This window comes from Syntrophales bacterium (assembly GCA_023229765.1).
Classification (GTDB): domain Bacteria; phylum Desulfobacterota; class Syntrophia; order Syntrophales; family UBA5619; genus DYTH01.
Genome location: JALNYO010000011.1, coordinates 65,792 through 81,005 on the forward strand (window position 1 = coordinate 65,792; position 15,214 = coordinate 81,005).

14 protein-coding genes are annotated in these 15,214 nt (G+C 49.3%); 12 read left to right on the top strand and 2 right to left on the bottom strand.

Annotated elements, in window-relative coordinates; all coding sequences use genetic code 11:
- The first annotated feature begins 263 nt into the window (after nt 1-263).
- The 3 genes from rny (at nt 264) to tyrS (ending at nt 4,298) form a co-directional block, all read left to right on the top strand.
- Entirely contained in the window at nt 264-1,829 is a 1,566-nt protein-coding gene (gene rny, locus M0P74_08100; protein MCK9363544.1) for a ribonuclease Y, read from the top strand.
- Nucleotides 1,830-1,839: 10 nt separating this feature from the next.
- On the top strand, nt 1,840-2,622 hold the full coding sequence (locus M0P74_08105; protein ID MCK9363545.1) for a TIGR00282 family metallophosphoesterase: 783 nt from the start codon (nt 1,840-1,842) through the stop codon (nt 2,620-2,622).
- Nucleotides 2,623-3,014: 392 nt separating this feature from the next.
- Nucleotides 3,015-4,298 carry a tyrosine--tRNA ligase gene (gene tyrS / locus M0P74_08110; protein ID MCK9363546.1) on the top strand — a complete coding sequence of 428 codons (1,284 nt, stop codon included), beginning with the start codon at nt 3,015-3,017 and terminating at the stop codon, nt 4,296-4,298.
- Nucleotides 4,299-4,600: 302 nt separating this feature from the next.
- Here tyrS and M0P74_08115 read toward each other — a convergent pair whose 3' ends face one another.
- Together M0P74_08115 and M0P74_08120 are read right to left on the bottom strand one after the other, a co-directional pair.
- Nucleotides 4,601-5,518 (bottom strand): carbohydrate kinase family protein, encoded by a 918-nt coding sequence (locus M0P74_08115; GenBank protein ID MCK9363547.1) that lies wholly within the window; start codon nt 5,516-5,518, stop codon nt 4,601-4,603.
- Between the two features lie 43 nt (nt 5,519-5,561).
- Nucleotides 5,562-6,221, bottom strand: a complete 660-nt coding sequence (locus M0P74_08120; protein ID MCK9363548.1) for a PilZ domain-containing protein — start codon at nt 6,219-6,221, stop codon at nt 5,562-5,564.
- A 386-nt stretch (nt 6,222-6,607) separates the two neighbouring features.
- Here M0P74_08120 and M0P74_08125 point away from each other — a divergent pair, with 386 nt between their 5' ends.
- From M0P74_08125 to M0P74_08165, 9 genes are all read left to right on the top strand, one after another.
- The gene (locus tag M0P74_08125) at nt 6,608-7,078 is read left to right on the top strand and encodes a pyridoxamine 5'-phosphate oxidase family protein (protein MCK9363549.1); all 471 of its coding nucleotides are present in this window, start codon (nt 6,608-6,610) and stop codon (nt 7,076-7,078) included.
- A 108-nt stretch (nt 7,079-7,186) separates the two neighbouring features.
- Entirely contained in the window at nt 7,187-8,971 is a 1,785-nt protein-coding gene (locus M0P74_08130) for an aldehyde ferredoxin oxidoreductase family protein (GenBank protein ID MCK9363550.1), read from the top strand.
- Between the two features lie 527 nt (nt 8,972-9,498).
- Complete coding sequence (locus M0P74_08135) at nt 9,499-9,726, top strand: hypothetical protein (protein ID MCK9363551.1); 228 nt, start codon at nt 9,499-9,501, stop codon at nt 9,724-9,726.
- 3 nt (nt 9,727-9,729) lie between these two features.
- A complete protein-coding gene (locus M0P74_08140; protein MCK9363552.1) occupies nt 9,730-10,005 on the top strand; it encodes a type II toxin-antitoxin system RelE/ParE family toxin in 276 nt (91 codons plus the stop codon).
- Between the two features lie 101 nt (nt 10,006-10,106).
- Nucleotides 10,107-12,083 carry a DUF2075 domain-containing protein gene (locus M0P74_08145; protein ID MCK9363553.1) on the top strand — a complete coding sequence of 659 codons (1,977 nt, stop codon included), beginning with the start codon at nt 10,107-10,109 and terminating at the stop codon, nt 12,081-12,083.
- Between the two features lie 133 nt (nt 12,084-12,216).
- Nucleotides 12,217-12,744: a hypothetical protein gene (locus M0P74_08150; protein ID MCK9363554.1), complete on the top strand. Its 528-nt coding sequence runs from the start codon at nt 12,217-12,219 to the stop codon at nt 12,742-12,744.
- Nucleotides 12,745-13,068: 324 nt separating this feature from the next.
- On the top strand, nt 13,069-13,644 hold the full coding sequence (locus M0P74_08155; GenBank protein ID MCK9363555.1) for a hypothetical protein: 576 nt from the start codon (nt 13,069-13,071) through the stop codon (nt 13,642-13,644).
- A gap of 277 nt (nt 13,645-13,921) precedes the next feature.
- Nucleotides 13,922-14,071: a hypothetical protein gene (locus M0P74_08160; GenBank protein ID MCK9363556.1), complete on the top strand. Its 150-nt coding sequence runs from the start codon at nt 13,922-13,924 to the stop codon at nt 14,069-14,071.
- 926 nt (nt 14,072-14,997) lie between these two features.
- Nucleotides 14,998-15,213, top strand: a complete 216-nt coding sequence (locus tag M0P74_08165) for a restriction endonuclease (GenBank protein MCK9363557.1) — start codon at nt 14,998-15,000, stop codon at nt 15,211-15,213.
- Nucleotide 15,214 lies beyond the last annotated feature (1 nt).

The following is a 15,214-nucleotide window of genomic DNA, read 5'->3' on the forward strand; positions in this document are numbered from 1 at the left end:
ATGTAAGTTATCAATATTATTTCTTTTTAGATGAGGAGTTACGGTCGGTCGCTCTTTAATGGCTGTATGCAAATCTGCCTTTTCGGAAATGATTGATATCATACGTCGCCTTTCCAAATAGTTCCAGACAACTGCCGATTACGACACAGGACTTTTTTTCATAAGCACCCCACCAACGGCGCCTCTTGCATCCCTATAAATGCCAGACAGTTTTCCTCTGTCCAGTCTTTACGTTTGGACGCAAAAACAAGGAGGTGACAACTTTGTTATATACAACAATCTTTATACTGTCCCTGCTGGCGGCCCTTGCCGCAGGCGGGATAATCGGCTTTGCCCTGCGGCAAAAACTCGCGCGTAAGAAACTGGAATCCTCCGAAAGTCTCTCGGCGAGAATCCTTAACGAGGCAAGAAAAGAAGCAGAGACAATTAAAAAGGACGCCATCCTGCAGGCAAAGGAAAACCTGCTCAAGGTCAAAACCGACTTCGATAAAGACGCAAAAGAAAGAAAGGAAGAGCTGGAATCACTGGAACGCCGACTCCGGTCGAAGGAAGAGAACCTCGAACGGCGTTCCGATACTTTCGCCCAGAAGGAAAGCGCGTTAGAAAACAGGGAGCGGTTGAGCCTGCAGAAAGAGACGCAGATTAACGAAAAAAATGAAAAGATTGAGCGCCTGTTACAGGAGCAGCGGGTAAAGCTGGAGCAGGTCGCCGGCCTTACCGCGGAAGAGGCAAAAAATGTTCTCATTCAGTCTATGGAAGCCGAGGCGAGGCGCGAAGCGGCACTGATGATTAGGAAGATAGACGAGGAGGCCCGGCGAACCGCGGATAAAGCGGCCAGGGAAGTAATCGCCTACGCGATCCAGCGCTATTCCAATGATTATGTTGCGGAAAACACCGTTTCCGTTGTCAATTTGCCGAATGACGAGATGAAGGGGCGCATCATTGGCCGCGAAGGCCGAAATATCCGGGCCATTGAAGCGGCAACAGGGATAGATCTGATTGTTGATGACACCCCGGAGGCGGTGGTTCTGTCCAGCTTTGATCCAGTCCGGCGGGAAGTGGCGCGTCTTTCGCTGGAACGCTTGATCACGGATGGGCGCATCCATCCCGGGCGGATAGAGGAAATTGTCAAAAAGGTCCGGTCAGAGGTGGACGCGATCATCAAGGAAACCGGGGAAAGGGTTTGCTTCGATGTCGGCGTGCATGATCTGCATCCGGAACTGGTGGCGATGATCGGCAGCCTCAAGTATCGGACGAGTTACTCGCAGAATGTTCTCGAACACTCCATCGAAGTGGCACATTTAACGGGGATGATGGCGGCCGAACTCAAGATGAACGTGAAGGAGGCCAAAAGGGCCGGGTTGCTGCACGACATCGGGAAATCGATCGACCACAAGGTGGAGGGCTCACATGCCGCGATTGGGGCGGATTATGCGAAGCGTTTCGGCGAACCTCCGCGCATTGTGCAGGCAATCGCCGCCCACCATGAGGATCCGATGATCAATACCCCGCTCGGTGTCCTGATTCAAGCGGCGGACAGCCTGTCGGCGGCGCGGCCGGGGGCGCGGCGGGAGATGCTGGAAAACTACGTCAAGCGTCTCGAAGAGCTCGAAAGCATTGCCAATTCCTTCAGCGGCGTGGACAAATGCTTTGCAATCCAAGCCGGACGGGAGATCCGCATCATGGTCGAAAACGAAAAGATTTCCGACAGCGATGCGGTCATGCTCTGCAAGGACATCGTCAAACGAATCGAAGCGGAATTGACGTATCCCGGGCAGATCAAAGTTACCGTAATCCGGGAAACGCGCGTTTCCGAACTCGCGCGATAGAGGCGCTTTTATGAAGATCCTTTTTATCGGCGATATTGTCGGAAAACCGGGGAGGCTGGCCGTCCGGGAACTGCTTCCCGAGCTCATCGAACAGCGGGGCATAGACTTCGTAATCGCCAATTGCGAAAACGCCGCTGCCGGGTTCGGCGTAACGGCTGATATCGTGAAGGAACTCTATAACGCCAATATCGACGTTCTGACCTCCGGAAATCATATCTGGGACAAAAAAGAAGTACTGGGTTTCATTGATAATTACGAAACCCTGCTCCGCCCGGCCAACTATCCCGAGGGGGCGCCCGGCCGGGGAAGCGTTCTGGCTTACACCGAAGGCAGAATTCCCGTCGGGGTCATAAATCTTCAGGGCCGCATCTTTATGAACCCGATAGACTGCCCGTTTCGCACCGCCGACCGGGAAATCGAAAAGCTGCAGAAGGCACAGATCATTATTGTTGATATGCATGCGGAGGCTTCCTCGGAAAAGATCGCCTTGAGCTGGTATCTGGACTCCCGGGTAAGCGCCGTTTTCGGCACGCACACCCATGTGCAGACGGCTGACGAGCGCATTCTGCCCGGAGGAACCGCCTGCATTACCGACGCCGGCATGACCGGCCCCCTCGATTCGGTCATCGGCATGCAGAAGGATGCGATCGTGCAAAGGTTCTTGCTGCAGATACCCAACAAGTTTGATGTCGCCAAAAACGACGTGCGCCTGCAGGGAGTGATTGTGGAAGTATCGCCGGAGGGCAGGGCCCTGGAGATAGAGCGCCTGAGCGTGCCTTTTCGGATGCGCTGATTAGAAAGTTTAAAGTTTAAAGTTGACGAACTCGTCGAAAGTGAAAAATGCCCAGGAATCGTCATTCCGGTGAAAACCGGAAAGCGGAGTTTAATGTTCATAACCGAGAGATTTCAAGGTGTTACAAAAGCACTGGATACCGTCTTTCGACGGTATGACGACTTGAGACCTGAATTTCTCCCGAAATGTTGTTAATTGTCATTCCCGTGAAAACGGGAATCTGGTCTTTTCGGGAACTTATAGATTATGAACATTAAGCTTCGCTTTCCCGCCTGCGCGGGAATGACAAAGAAGGGGCGTTTTTCAAAGGTCTCGACTTTTGACGAGAGCATCAAAGTTAGCGATGCAGGCTGTTAGACTGCAGGCAATAGGCTATTGGGAGGAAAAGAGTTTTGAGAAGCGTTTACGACATATTCAGGGAACGGGGTTTTATCGAACAGATCACCGACGAAGCGGAAATAGATGAGCTCCTTCAGGAAAAATCCATAACCTGTTATATCGGCTTTGATCCGACGGCGGCTTCGCTGCATATCGGTTCGCTCGTCCCGATCATGGCCCTGGCCCATATGCAACGACAAGGTCACCGCCCCATCGCGCTTGTAGGAGGCGGCACCGCGCTGATCGGCGATCCGTCGGGGAAAACCGAGATGCGCAAGATCCTCTCCCGGGAACAGATCAACGCCAATGCGGAGGGCATTAAAAAACAGCTCTCCCGCTATCTGGATTTCAGTGAAGGCAAGGCGCTGCTGCTCAATAACGCCGACTGGCTGACGCCGCTTAACTATATAGAATTTTTGAGGGATATCGGCAGGCACTTCAGCGTCAACCGGATGCTCGCCGCCGAGAGCTACCGGGTGCGTCTGGAAAAGGGGTTGAATTTCATTGAATTCAACTACATGCTGCTGCAGTCTTACGACTTTCTGCATCTCTTCAAAAACTGGGATTGCCTGATGCAGATGGGGGGAAACGATCAGTGGGGCAATATGGTCGCCGGCATTGACCTGATTCGCCGGATGGAAGAAAAGAAGGCCTACAGCCTCACCTTCCCGCTTATCACCACCTCCCAGGGACACAAGATGGGAAAAACGGAGAAGGGGACCGTCTGGTTAGATGCTTCTCTTACCTCCCCTTACGAATATTACCAGTTCTGGATCAACACGGAAGATGCCGATGTGGCGCGTTTTCTTTCCCTCTTCACCTTCCTGCCGATGGAGGAAATAGACGCGGTGAAAGGGCTTGCCGATGCCCGCCTGAACATGGCCAAGACGGTGCTGGCCTTTGAAGCAACAAGGATCACCCATGGCGAGGAGGCAGCGGCCGCCGCCTGGAAGGCATCTGCCGGCGCCTTCGGCTTGAAGCCGGTAGAAGCAGGGTTATTCCCCTCCAGCGCCATACCGCGCACAGCCGCAGGACTGGATACCGATGCGATTACGTCATTTCAAAAAAGCCGGGCTGAGCTGGAGGCGGGCATACCCGCTTTCGAACTGTTTCAGGAAGCCGGCTTGTGTTCCTCGCGGGGAGAGGCCAGACGTCTGCTCTCGCAGGGGGGAGGTTATGTAGGCGACCGGCAGATTAAGGCCTTTGATGAAAAGATTTCCCTTGCCGACGCCGACGCGAAGGGTGAAATAAGGCTGCGTAAGGGAAAGAAGCATTACGTTATCGTGACCGCTGTTTAAAACCCCCGTGCCCTGGGCGGGCACAACGAACGATGAAAACGTAGAGGTAATTGCAAAACTCCGTGTCATGCCCGAAAGCAAAGCTTAATGTTCATAATGTTTTTGTCGGGCATCCATGATTTCAAATAGTTAAAAACTGGATTATGAACATTAAACTTCGTTTTCCCGCCCAGAGTTTACCCCCGCGTAGGCGGGGGCGGGAATGACAGCGTTGGGAGTTTTGCAATTGGCTCCGTAGTTTAATGTTCACAAAGCGGAGCTTAATGTTCATAAAATGGAGGGACGCGCTCCGTCGCGTCCGGTCAGCCATTCAGCCTTTCGGTAAATTCATCAGGCTTAAAACTGTATTCCTGAGTGCCGTAACACTCCACCGCGAACGACGCGCAGACGCTTCCCATTTTCGCGCTCTGTTCAAGTTCCAGTCCCCGGACAAGCCCGCTGATCAGCCCTCCCCGGTAGGAGTCGCCGGCCCCGGTCGGGTCGGTAACCCTTCTCGTCTTTGCCGGAGCAATGCTGATATCGCCCTCCTTGGTGGAAATCCGTGAACCTGCTTCTCCCAACGTGGTGATGATCGCGCCGGCCAGTTCCAGCAGGTCTTTTTGCTTCATCCCTGTTTTATTGACGATAAGCTCCAGTTCGTAGTCGTTGACGATCAGTATTTTACAGCCCGAGATCGCCCGGAGCAGTTCGTTTGCATCCCAGACAGGCAGCGATTGCCCGGGATCAAATATGTAACTGATTCCCTTTTGCTTGCAGGCGGTTGGGTAATTGATCATATCGTCCATATTGCCGGGGGAGACGATAACAATGGTCTCTTCCGCCTTCATGCCCTCAAAATTCATGCCGGCGGGATGCTGCATGGCGCCAGGGTTGAACCCGGTAATTTGATTGTCGGCAAGGTCGGTCGTGATATAGGCCCCGGCGGTGAATTCCTCTTCGATGATCTTTATGGCCTCCGTTGAGATCCCGTTCTGGGCAAGCCATGCGAAGTAGCGCGCATAGTCCTGACCGATCGTCGCCGAGATGATCGGCTTTTCACCCATTAATCCCAAGGAGTAGGCAATATTTCCCGCGGTGCCGCCATATTTTTCCTTCATCCCGTTTACCTGAAAGCAGACGTTCAGAACGTGTATCTTGTCAGGCAGTATATGGTCGGAAAAATGTCCGGGAAAAGACATGATGCGGTCATAGGCAAGCGATCCGGAAACAATTATGTTCATAGCTGATCCTTTCTTGTGCGCTGTGGAGTGTTATTGGTGAAGACTAAGGAAGTTTTCCTTCATTTAACAGTTTCCGCTGAATTTCAATTATTTTTTTCATCAGATGCCGTTCATATTCCCTGCTGCTGCCGACAAATTTTACACAAACATGACGCAGGCTACGATCATGATGCAGGGGCGTCGTTATCCTCAAAACATTTGCCTTCAGCCGTAAAGAATCGCCATCTATAATCAGGGTCATTTCAAAATCTTCATTGATTCTCGGTAAATCATCGCCCCGATAGCTGAACTGAAATCCGCCGGCGGAAACATCGATGATGCTGAGTTTTCTGCCTTTCATTTCAATGGCGAAATTGCTGTCTGCGGGGGAATGGACGCGAAAATCCATCCTCAGGTTGCATATTTCCGGGTTGGTTGTGCGTTCCAGACCGACGGCCACAACCTCGGTGGAAGCCAGCTTGTAATTGGGGATAAAATCGGTTACCCTGGCCTGCAAACCATAACGAAAAGGGGTTCCCCCTTGCTTGAGAATAAAGGTTAGCGTTATTTCCCGGTTTAAATTATATTTGGTAAGCGGGGGGGCGGTTTGGGCAATAATGATCCGGCGGTCTATTACGTCATAGGCGATGGACTTCATGTGTCTGTCCTGATCTACCACATCGATGGATATCCCTGGTCTGATTGCTGTCCTGCTTTTTTCCATACTATCTTCTCTTATCGCCTGTTGCCAAAGTTGCTGCTGCAAGTTTTTACAAATGAGGTAATTGCAAAACTCCCAACGCTGTCATTCCCGCGACGCTTCTGGGCGGGAATCTGGTTCTAACTGCTTGAAAAACCATATTCCCGATAGAGACATTCGGGAATGACAAATGGTTTTGCAATTGCCTCAAATGGCTGATGAAAGAAATAATTGACCATTTGCGCGCCGGGTATATAGAAAGAACGGGCGCCGCCCGTCAAGGAATTTTTTCTTTTTCGGAGGAGTAGGTAGGTGGAAGCAAGCAGTCAGGACATTGCCGAACGGGGGAAATATAGACATAGCTTACCAGAACCAAGCGTAAATTACCAAGCTGCAACTGGAGAGAACCCATGAGAAGAGCGGACAAGGAAATAACAGAGCGGAAGCTTATTGATTCCATTATCCACAAATCCCTCGCCTGCAGGATAGCCATGTGCGACGGCAAGATGCCCTATGTCATTCCCATGTCATTTGGCTACGACGGGAAAAACATCTACCTGCACAGCGCCAAAGAAGGAAGAAAAATCGAGATACTCAAGGGCAATCCCCTTGTCTGTTTTGAGTTTGAAACGGACTGCGAGGTTCTCCCCACTCCCCGGGCCTGTTCGTTCACCATGCGCTACAAAAGCGTGATCGGCTTCGGAAATGCTTGTTTCCTCGAGGATATTGAAGAGAGAAGCGCGGCGCTCAGGACAATCATCAGTCAATATACGGACAAAATCGTTGCCTTGAGCGAGAATGATCTGGAAAAAATAACAATTATAAGGATTGATATCGAGCAGATCACCGGCAAACAGTCCGGATTTAATCGCGACATCTGAAACGCGCAATTTACCGAAAATCGCATTCTGCCAAAGGCCGGGGGAATGCCCCGGTAAAGGCGCAAAGACTTTAAGAGAAGCATTGCAAAACAGAAAAGGGAGAATCCCATGTACGGTTTTTTCAATCGTCTGCTAAAAATTGATGTCGGCGAGCGTTCCTTTTCGATCAGGGAGTTATCCGACGGGGAACTGGAAGAAACCCTCGGCGGAAAAGGGCTGGGCGCAAAGTTGCTTCTGGAGGAAAACCCGCCTGGCGTTGATCCCCTCGCCCCGGAGAATAACTTGATAATCGCCGTCGGCCCCGTCACCGATACCTTGATTTACGGCTCCTGCCGTCACGGAATTTTTACGAAAAGCCCGCAGACCGGGCTTTATTCCGAATCATATTCAGGGGGCAAGGCGGCGGAGAGGATCAGTCGCACCGGCTACGACGCGATCGTCATCCGGGGCGCTTCTTTGGAACCGATTTTCCTCGAGATCAGCGACGAAACCGTCCGCTTTCATTCCGCGGTGGATTTATGGGGCATGGACACCTACGCCACGGAGGACAAGGTCCTCGAAAAGATCGGAAAAAAACGCACCGGCGGGGACTCACAGCGGGCCGCCGCCCTCGTCATCGGCCCGGCGGGGGAGAATCTGGTCCGGTTCGCGCTGATCGAAAACGATTACTGGCGTTCGGCGGGACGTACCGGCGTCGGGGCGGTGCTGGGCTCAAAAAAGATCAAAGCCCTCTGTTTTCATGGAAATCGGAAACGCCCCCTCGCCTTTCCCGACGAGGTTGCAGCCTTCGCCCGGGAGATTCTGGAGAAGGGCAAAACCGACGCCGGGGCCGCCAAATACCGGAAGCTGGGAACGCCGATGATGGTGGAAGTACTGAACAAGGCGCAGGCGTTTCCTACCCGGTACTGGTCAAAGGGGGTGCTCGATGGCTGGGAGGCGATCAGCGCCGAATCGCTTAACAAACGGTGTAACGTAACCCCGAGGGCCTGCGCCCGCTGTTTTATCGCCTGCGGTCGGTTGAGCACCGTCCAGGAGGGCCCCCACAAGGGGTTGACGATCGAAGGGCCGGAATATGAAACCCTGTACGCTTTCGGAGGTTTGTGCGCCATAAAAAGCGTGGAGGAGATCATCTATTTAAACGATATCTGCGACCGCCTGGGAATAGACACGATCACCGCCGGCAATCTGGCCGGTCTGACGATCGAGGCTTCGCGCCGCGGGAAGATAAAAGAGAAGCTTGATTACGGCGATGCCAACGCAATAGCCTCGCTGCTCAAGCAAATCGCCTATCGTCAGGGCATCGGCGCCATTCTGGCCGACGGGATCCGCAGCGCCGCGCAAACGTGGGGTCTGGAGGATATCGCCATCCACGTCAAGGGAATGGAGCCGGCCGGCTATGATCCACGGGTGTTCAAAGGAATGGGGCTCGGCTACGCCACCTCTGACCGGGGCGCCTGCCACCTGCGCTCCACCTTCTACAAGGCGGAATTGGCAGGAATAATCGCCCCCGACCGGATCGATGGGAAAGCGGAACTCTTTATTGATTTCGAGGATCGTCTGATCCTTGCCGATTGCCTGATCACCTGTCGTTTTTACCGGGATCTTTACTCCTGGAAGGAACTATCCAGCATTGTGCATATGACAACCGGATTGGACTGGGGGAAGGAGGAAATCGGCAAATTTTCCAATCATGTCCTCTCCCGCTGCCGGGAATTCAATCTGCGGGAAGGAATGATGCAAAGTGACGATTCCCTGCCGGATCGTTTTCATAACGAGCCCCTGCCGGAAAGCGGCAAGGTAATCGCCAAGGCAGACCTGGAGCGGATGATCGGGGATTACTATCAACTGCGGGGCTGGGATGAACAGGGGCGGCTGTCGGATAGCATTTCTTGATTGACGAGATAGCATCGAATATAATGCGGAAAGGATTTTAATGCGGGGCTTTTCACGTTGTTGTCCACCAAAGGCTGGACATCTATCGCTGAATCCGTGATGGGAACGCCCGCTTCCAGATTAGCCTTCTATTGTTTGGCCGCCATGCGTTTTGCCGCCTTGTCCAGTTGTTTCTGTTGTCTTGCCTTTTCTTTCGTCTGCTTCCCGAAATTATACATGGATCTTCCCATTTTCAGCTCCAATTTTAGTTGGCTTTATGCCCGTGACCGGCGTTAAGTACGGTATCTGACTTCTATGGAAACCTTTTCAAGTTTCTTTTCTCGCTACGGATCCCCGTTTCCATCCTTAGTTTTAGGTGCACCCAACTCAAGCGCCTTTGTTAATTTGCACGTTACTCCCTGCTCATAGTCAAGGCATACTTCATGGCCTCCGCCCTTTCAATCGATAATCATGCTGCAATTTCAAGGTATTTTAGTCTTGACGTGGTGCGTCATAAGTGTTACCCCTGCCCAAAAAGGAGGAAGACTATGCCCGCCAAAAATCCGAGAGTGAGCATTGTTGTTGAGCCGCCGCTATATAGTGCTATGCATGACCTGGCAGCGATTGAGGGCCTTTCCATGTCCACTATTGCTCGTGACCTTATCCGGGAGGCAATTGACCTGCGGGAGGATGTCGCCCTTGCAGCTTTTGGCGATGCACGCATGAAGACCTTCGACAGAAAAGCGGCGCTCTCGCATGACGATGTGTGGAAATAATCCATGCCTTTTACATTACACTACCATCCCGATGTTTGCGTTGAGGATTTGCCTCTTATTGATCGAAAGACAAAGGACAGAATCCGTAAGGCCATCGAGGACCGATTGCGGAGTGCGCCTCACAACTATGGCGAGCCTTTGCGTAAATCGCTGAAAGGATACTGGAAGCTCCGCGTGGGTGATTACCGGGTCGTGTTCAAACTGGTCGAGTCCGAGGTGTGGATTCTGGCCATCAGGCATCGGAAGTCGGTTTATATGGATATTGGCACAAGGTTGTAAAATCTGTCTTAAATATTTACAGAAAGGAAAGAAATGTCGTCTGACCTCACCTTTCTCACGAATGAATCCGGAAACAGTCTGCGTGAAACGAGAATTACATTATGAAGCGCGCGTATTACGATGACTCCATCACAAATTTCCTGATTACCTCGCCTGAAGAGATAATAGGAAAAATAGCGCTAAAAAACGAATTTTCCTTGGACCAAACTCAGAAGGATGCTTGGTTAGCAGAAATCATCATTTTGAAAGCAGTTTTACCGTCTTACCAAGGGTCAATTTATTTTGAATATTCTATCCCTCGCATGGGGCAGCGTATTGATGTGATAATTCTTATCGGGTCGGTAATCTTTATTCTCGAATTCAAAATTGGTGAAAAAGAATACAGCTCATATGCTATCGATCAGGTTATGGATTATGCTTTGGATCTAAAGAACTTCCACGAATCAAGTCACGAGCAATTCATTGCCCCAATTCTAATCGCAACAAAAGCGAAAAGCATCTATTCGATTGTCGCAACAACACCACAAAACGACAAGCTGCTTCTTCCTATCAAGAGTAATATTGGATTACTGGGCAAAGTAATTGAAGACGTATTGTGCTTTAGTGAAGGAAGCGAGATTAACCGAGCCCAATGGGAGCAAGGACGATATTGTCCAACTCCAACAATCATCGAAGCAGCAATGGCACTATATAACAATCATTCTGTTGAGGACATCTCCCGGAGTGATGCCAGCGCCATAAATCTCAGTCAAACATCAGATGCGGTATCTGCCATTATCCGTTCTTCAAAAGAGAATTCCCGCAAATCCATTTGTTTCGTAACCGGTGTCCCTGGCGCCGGCAAAACATTGGTCGGACTCCATATAGCAACTACACACATTGATAAATCCAACGATCTCTATAGCGTTTTCCTTTCTGGCAATGGTCCTCTCGTAGCAATTTTGCGCGAAGCATTGGCTCGTGATAAAGTTAAACGAGAAAAAGAGAAGGGAGCAAAGATCAAAAAAGGTGAGGCGATGAGTGAGGTTAAGATGTTTATCCAGAATGTACACAATTTCCGGGATAATTGCCTTATTGAATTGGATACACCACCAATAGAACATGTAGCGATTTTTGACGAAGCTCAGCGCGCTTGGAATTTAGAACAAACCGCAAATTTCATGAGCCAAAAAAAGAAACAGCATAATTTCAATCAGTCTGAGCCGGAGTTTCTGATGTCATGTCTTGATCGACACAAAGATTGGGCTGTGGTTGTGTGCTTAGTTGGAGGCGGTCAGGAAATCAATACTGGCGAGGCAGGAATCAGCGAATGGATTCAATCACTGGAACGCTCATTTACTGATTGGGATATTTATATTTCGGATCGGCTCAACGATAGCGAATATAGCGCAGTAGAGATGTTGAAAAAATTAGAATCTCGTCCAAATGTGGAGTACAATGAGTCATTACATCTTGCGGTTTCTATGCGTTCTTTCCGCGCTGAGCATGTTTCACTTCTAATGAAGCAATTGCTCGATCGCAACATCGAGGAGGCGAGGAGTACACTCGAAAAAGTGAGAGCAAAATATCCAATTGTCATCACCCGCGATCTTGCCAAGGCAAAACGATGGCTAAAGCAGCAGGCACGCGGTACAGAACGATATGGAATGGTTGTTTCATCGCAAGCCGAGCGATTAAAACCTCATGCAATATTTGTAAAATCTACAATGGATCCAATCCATTGGTTTCTTGATGGGAAGGAAGATGTCCGCTCCTCATATTACTTAGAAGATGTAGCAACTGAATTTCATGTGCAAGGGTTAGAACTTGATTGGGTATGCGTAACATGGGATGCTGATTTTAGATACACTGAAAAAGGTTGGGGTAATTGGTCATTTGTTGGAAGTCGCTGGAATCAAATAAGAAAAGAAGAACGTAAAAATTATCTAAAGAATGCTTATCGCGTACTTCTAACACGCGCTCGTCAAGGTATGGTGATTGTTATTCCCCCGGGCGATATAGAGGATTGTACCAGACCGCCAAAGTTTTATGATTCAACTTTTGAGTATTTAAAAGAAATAGGTTTTACTGTGATTTAAATATTTTTTAGGTTCACTTAAATACCGATATAGTTGTTTATACAATCGCCTGGCTTGCAGAAAAAGTTTCCCGAATGAAGATGGCGGTCGACTTTTTGAAAATCTGGGAAAAGCAGACAATAAGCGATACTTTTTGTATGAAAATCCCCCCATCCCCCCTTTACCAAAGGGGGGTAAGGGGGGATTTTCATGCTTCGTTGAGCCCGCACCGGGCATGGGGGTTTATAAGACGCTGGAAGATGTTTCATATCAGATTCAACAGATAATCACTGACACGCCAGCCAGCATTTCCAACGTAACGGAATGGTGCAAGAAAGATGGTTGCTGGTTAAAGGTGAAAGCGTTCGATATGGATCTGAGTAAGGCTTTTTTAGCAGAACTTATTGGAATAGACGAAAGAGATGCTGTTGAGAAGGATGCGAAAAAGGTCCAGAAGGTTGATGACGGAATAACTTGTCAAAAAATGGTACTTGAGATTGGACCGGAAAAATGGAAAGAAATCAGCAAATTTGGAGTATTAAATAAACACCTGAACGAGAAGGATATGGGTATTTTACAGGTTGCAGTATCAATACCATCTATGATGCCAACGGAAAGTCGGTGTAAATATTTAATGAAATTGTTGATCAGACTCAAAGAGGAAGGATTCCAGTTGAATTAGAAATGTTATACGTTATTACCAAATACATAAGAGTGACGTAACATGGTGAAGCGTATATAATCTTATCAAGAAAAAACTGCCTGATCAAGTATTTCATGTTTCATACGATTCACGGAAGAAGGCGACTACGGAAACAATCAAACATTTTGAGGGAGTTTGCATATGAATGTCGTCTATGAACCGAAAGGACGGGCGCGGGAATACTCCGAACTGGCATGCAATCTTTATCGCGGATGCACACATGGCTGCCGGTACTGCTATGCGCCGTAGTGTATGCGAACAACAGAAAAAAAGTGGCATGCGACAGCGGCGCCGCGCCGTGATGTGCTGCAAAACCTCGAAAAAGACGCCATAAAACTGCGTGGCGATTCGCGGCGCATTCTCTTTTGCTTTCTGAGTGATCCGTATCAGCCGATTGAGCGCACGGAACGACTGACACAGCAGGCGCTGGGAATTGTTGCAAAACACCGACTGAACAGCCAGATATTGACCAAAGGATGTGTGGATCTCATTCAGGAAGACATAGGACTGATGAAGGATACTCACACGCAACTGGGCATTACGCTTTGTTTCGCCGATGACTCTATCCGCAAGGATTGGGAACCGCGCGCCTCGACCGTGGATGACCGGCTGACCGTTTTGAAAGCCGCTCACAAAGCGGGCATTTTTACCTGGGTCAGCCTTGAACCGGTGATCGATCCCGCGCAAGCGCTTACGGTGATTCGGATGGCGCATCCCTATGTGGATTTCTGGAAGGTAGGCAAGCTAAACCACATGAAAGAACAAGAAAAAACTGTGAACTGGGGTAAATTTCTTTACGATGCGGAAGAACTTTTTACGAAATTTGGGGCAAAATACTATATCAAAAATGACTTGCAAGCTTTTGCACTGAAGCAATGAAGGCAGCGGCGTTAATGATCAAAAACCATCACTCGGATATGGAGAAGGGGAAAACTTGCTTACATAAAAGTTACAAGAGCTTACGGGTTCGTTATTTGTTGGGAAAGCTATCGCGTCGGGCCGGGTGACCCGGCCTGCATTTTGCTGACCCATCGCAGTTTTGGTCTTGGGAGTCTCCGGTTTTTTGGAGGGATGCCGGTCAACCGGCATTCGGAAGCTTGCGATGTTATTGCGTTATTGACGAAGCTGAAAAAGTTTTGCCCTGTAGAAAACCGGCATGAAATGGGTGGAAGCAGACGTGCTGGTGTCGGATACCAGCAAGGGAAAACGGGGAACGAAGTATATGAGGGTCGGTGGTGGCTATGTACAGCAATCTTTTCTTTCATTATCCGAGCTGGTGGATAATAAACTTTCTAATGGTAAATAATGAAATGAAATAAGATAGATATGTTTTTGTTTATTATCCAATGACAAGGGATCCTGTAAAATCGGTAATCGCCGGACTCCGCAGAGGGTATTGTTTGAGTATGATGAGCAATAAAACGAAGCATGTTTATCAATAAACTTTACCGATGTTACGAAATAAATATAATCATTCAAGAGAGATGCTTTTGTTAACTGCAAGATATGGAGATTGGATTAAACAATGCGACTAACAATAAACCCTGTTGGGAAAGTTTCATCGCGATTGCACTGGGCGCGGTGGGATGAGAGCTACCTGGAAAAGATACGGCAGGAAAACGGATTTTAATGTTCATAAAGCGGACTGCTGGAAATAAAAAAACCCCAGTCTTAACGGCGACTGAGGCACAGCCACGGTTCTAAACCTTAGGCAAAGGGCCACCAGCCTTACGGCTTGATTGTCGATTTGCACATTGCGGCACGGAAGTCAAAGTAATTTTTATTTAAAAACAGGCGTTATAAAAAAAGGCTCTAAAATACAGCGACCGCCTTTTGAGGCGGTCCCCGAGCTCCTTCTACCTCCATTGGTAGATGACTGGGCCGTTTTGTGAACCTGATTGCCACCTGTTGTAAAGAAGTTTTTTACAACGCTTGCGAAAAGGTGAAATAGTGCCGAGAAATTACGGCAACCTTCTCGACTGTGTTGCCGCCATCTTTATCCAGGCAAGACGCAAGGCGATTCTGGCGTCAATTTGCCGCAGGCTTGTTACTCATACCTATTCGTCAGACACTGTCTGACGAATGAATCTGAGGGGCTATTTGAAAACGAGGCGTTATTTCCCGGTAATGTGATTTATTGGACACTCTCAGGTCGTTATTGGATATCTTAAATCGCCGTATGTCCAATCAGACGATGTCCTATTCCATGAACGCATCGCAGTGAGGTCGGGCATGAAAGAAATCCAGTCGTTCACGTATGCAATGGATGTGGGGGGGCGCATTCTGAAGGTGCGTGCCCTCGGCATCGACGTCGTCGCCTACCAGGATCCCCTCGGTACGACGATTCCGCGCATCAAAATCCAGATCAAGCGTCGCGAGTCACCTGCTTCCGTTAACGAAATCCGCGAACTTATGGGGCTTCTCCAAAAAGATGGGGATGACCGATAAA

Bases quoted from the DNA above. Each gene is read 5' to 3' on its own strand.
- M0P74_08115 (MCK9363547.1), bottom strand. From the start codon at position 5,518: ATGAACATAATTGTTTCCGGATCGCTTGCCTATGACCGCATCATGTCT.
- M0P74_08120 (MCK9363548.1), bottom strand. From the start codon at position 6,221: ATGGAAAAAAGCAGGACAGCAATCAGACCAGGGATATCCATCGATGTG.
- M0P74_08130 (MCK9363550.1), top strand. From the start codon at position 7,187: ATGTACGGTTTTTTCAATCGTCTGCTAAAAATTGATGTCGGCGAGCGT.
- M0P74_08160 (MCK9363556.1), top strand. From the start codon at position 13,922: ATGAAATGGGTGGAAGCAGACGTGCTGGTGTCGGATACCAGCAAGGGA.
- M0P74_08165 (MCK9363557.1), top strand. From the start codon at position 14,998: ATGAAAGAAATCCAGTCGTTCACGTATGCAATGGATGTGGGGGGGCGC.
- M0P74_08140 (MCK9363552.1), top strand. From the start codon at position 9,730: ATGCCTTTTACATTACACTACCATCCCGATGTTTGCGTTGAGGATTTG.
- M0P74_08105 (MCK9363545.1), top strand. From the start codon at position 1,840: ATGAAGATCCTTTTTATCGGCGATATTGTCGGAAAACCGGGGAGGCTG.
- M0P74_08125 (MCK9363549.1), top strand. From the start codon at position 6,608: ATGAGAAGAGCGGACAAGGAAATAACAGAGCGGAAGCTTATTGATTCC.
- M0P74_08135 (MCK9363551.1), top strand. From the start codon at position 9,499: ATGCCCGCCAAAAATCCGAGAGTGAGCATTGTTGTTGAGCCGCCGCTA.
- M0P74_08145 (MCK9363553.1), top strand. From the start codon at position 10,107: ATGAAGCGCGCGTATTACGATGACTCCATCACAAATTTCCTGATTACC.